A 2286-nucleotide genomic window follows, 5' to 3' on the forward strand; every position below is an offset into this window, starting at 1 on the left:
GCCTACGTCCTGATCGCGGCCGCCGCTGTCTGCGGCTACTTCGCGATGCGTCTGATCTGCACCCTCGTGATCGCAGCTGGGTGGTACGTCTCATGAACCATCACATCCCGCCGGTTCGGTGCCGCCCCCGCGTTTACCTGGTGTTCGTCGGAGTCCTCGTATTGCTGCTCGTGGCAGCGACCCTCGCCCCGTTGGTAGGTGCCTGATGCCCTGGCTGACCCAGAAGAACGTGTTCGAGTACTTCACCGCTGAATGCAGGAAGTCAGATGCCCGGCCGCTGCTGTCGGTAGTGGTCGACGGCACGAGCTTTGATCTGTTTCGCAGCGGCGAGGTCAGTCACGACTTCGTCGTGCGCGTCGAGGACGATCCACCCTTGGAGGTGTATCGCGCATTGAATCGCGCGTTGCAGGTACTCGGTGTCGGGGGCTCCGTCTTCCCCTTGGTACTCAGCGCGGAGGACCGAGAAGCCATCTTCGTCGGGGACGTAGAGGGCGAATCGCGTGGTTACGCCGTCATCGCTCGGGAACTCGGACACGATCGCAGCGTGTCCGGCCAGGCGGGCAGTGGCGTCGAGTGCCTCGAGCAGACTGGCAACGATGTCGGGTTCGGCGCGCAGTTCGTTGCTGTCGCTGCCGATGAACAGTCTGGCGTGAGGCATGGATCGTCTCCTGGGCTCGAGTGTGAGGACAGCGTACGAGACGCCTTCTCGCCAGTCGGGTGGGCGAAACTCGACCTCCGTCCTCCGGTCCGCAGGTATCAGCAGGTACCGGTGCAGGTCGAAGCGGTGCAGTGGACCGGAAACAACTTCGGTGACCTGATGGTCTTCGTTTCCGACACCAACATCGCGAAGCGCGGTGACCGGTTCTGCATCGAACCGTCTGACACGGAGGCAACCTTCGCTGTACCGGGCGACTATGTGGTCCGCGACGCGGCCGGCCACTACCAGTGCATTCCGGCGATCGAGTTTCAGTCCGGCTACGCCGTGGTGGTGTCACTGTGAAGCGTCTCGATCATCCGGAGCGGTTCCGGCAGGCGCTCGCCGGGCACCTGCCGGGAGAAGCGTTGTCGCCGTACGACCGCCGCGTTCTGGTGTCCACTCTGGTTGGCCGGTGCATGACCGACCGCGAGATCTCCGAGCTGACGAAGTGGACGGACTACACCGTCGTCCGGATCCGCGAGCACCTCGGTCTCGAACCGGTCTCCGCGCCGCCCGATGTCCGTGACGAGCCGGGTGCGAACTACATCCCGTGCCTGCTGTGCAACGAGATCACCGCTGTCACCACCGAATCGGCCGGGCATGGAATGTGTCCTGACTGCTCGCCGGTGATGGCGCAGACGCGGGCGACAGTGCGCAGGCATCGAGTGCTCGCCGGTATTCGCGCGCGGACCGGCTGAACGAGAGGAAGGAGGAACGCGGGCTGTGGCGAGCGAATGCAAGGACTGTCACGCACCGGTGCACTGGTGCAAGTCGATGTCCCGGGAGGACCGATGGATACCAGTGGACATCTCACCGGACCCGGAACTCGGCACCGTCCGCAAGCACTTCTCCGGACCGGTCAACGGTCGTGTGGTGTACGGCGAAGTCCTCAAAGGCTCCGACCTCGACGCGGCCCGCGCCGACGGGGAACGCCTGTGGATTCGCCACTCGGAGATCTGCACCGCCCGTAAGCCGTACAACCCCCGCCCCGCTCACGTCCAACTCGATCTACCGAACAGAACCTGACCGCCCGTCCGCAACATGCCAGGAGCGCACACGATGACCACCACACAGACCGACGCCACCGAGGTCCGCGAGACCATCCTCGAACACCTTCGCCCGACCGCGATCCTTCCGCACCCGAAGAACCCACGCACCGATCTCGGTGACGTGACCGAGCTCGCCGAATCCATCAAGGGCCAGGGTGTGCTCGAACCGTTGATAGTGACTCCCGCGAAGGCGAAGGGAAAGTACACGCTCATCGCCGGACACCGCCGTCACGCGGCCGCGAAGCGCGCGGTTCTCAAGACGGTGCCGTGCATCGTCCGGTTCGATCTCGCTGGCGACGACCGGGCGCAGCTCGAAGTGATGCTCACCGAGAACCTGCACCGCTCCGACCTGAACGTCGTGGAGGAGGGCAACGCGTATCAGTCGCTGCTCGAGTTCGACGACGTCGATCTCAAGGGCCTCGCGTCCCGCACCGGCCACAAGCAGAAGACCATCAAGGATCGGATCAAGTTGGCGAATGCGCCGCAGTTGGTGCGCGATCGCCTGGTTGCCCGTCAGGTGACGATCGAGGATGCGCTCGC

Annotated in this window: 5 protein-coding genes; 4 read left to right on the forward strand and 1 reads right to left on the reverse strand. The window is 64.5% G+C overall.

Annotated elements, in window-relative coordinates; translation table 11 throughout:
* Positions 1-262: 262 nt before the first annotated feature.
* A complete protein-coding gene (locus CH296_RS28180; RefSeq protein ID WP_094686267.1) occupies positions 263-658 on the reverse strand; it encodes a hypothetical protein in 396 nt (131 codons plus the stop codon).
* Positions 659-769: 111 nt separating this feature from the next.
* On the opposite strand from CH296_RS28180, the gene CH296_RS28185 reads away from it, so the two are divergent.
* From CH296_RS28185 to CH296_RS28200, 4 genes are all read left to right on the forward strand, one after another.
* On the forward strand, positions 770-1000 hold the full coding sequence (locus tag CH296_RS28185; RefSeq protein WP_094686268.1) for a hypothetical protein: 231 nt from the start codon (positions 770-772) through the stop codon (positions 998-1000).
* Positions 997-1395, forward strand: a complete 399-nt coding sequence (locus tag CH296_RS28190) for a hypothetical protein (RefSeq protein ID WP_094686269.1) — start codon at positions 997-999, stop codon at positions 1393-1395. Before CH296_RS28185 ends, CH296_RS28190 begins: the two co-directional genes overlap by 4 nt.
* Positions 1396-1498: 103 nt before the next feature.
* Positions 1499-1723 (forward strand): hypothetical protein, encoded by a 225-nt coding sequence (locus CH296_RS28195; RefSeq protein WP_032394527.1) that lies wholly within the window; start codon positions 1499-1501, stop codon positions 1721-1723.
* A 33-nt stretch (positions 1724-1756) separates the two neighbouring features.
* The coding region (locus CH296_RS28200; RefSeq protein WP_179277862.1) for a ParB/RepB/Spo0J family partition protein at positions 1757-2286 on the forward strand (530 nt) is incomplete at its 3' end.

Origin of the sequence: Rhodococcus sp. 14-2496-1d (assembly GCF_002259365.1) — a bacterium.
Taxonomy (GTDB): domain Bacteria; phylum Actinomycetota; class Actinomycetes; order Mycobacteriales; family Mycobacteriaceae; genus Rhodococcoides.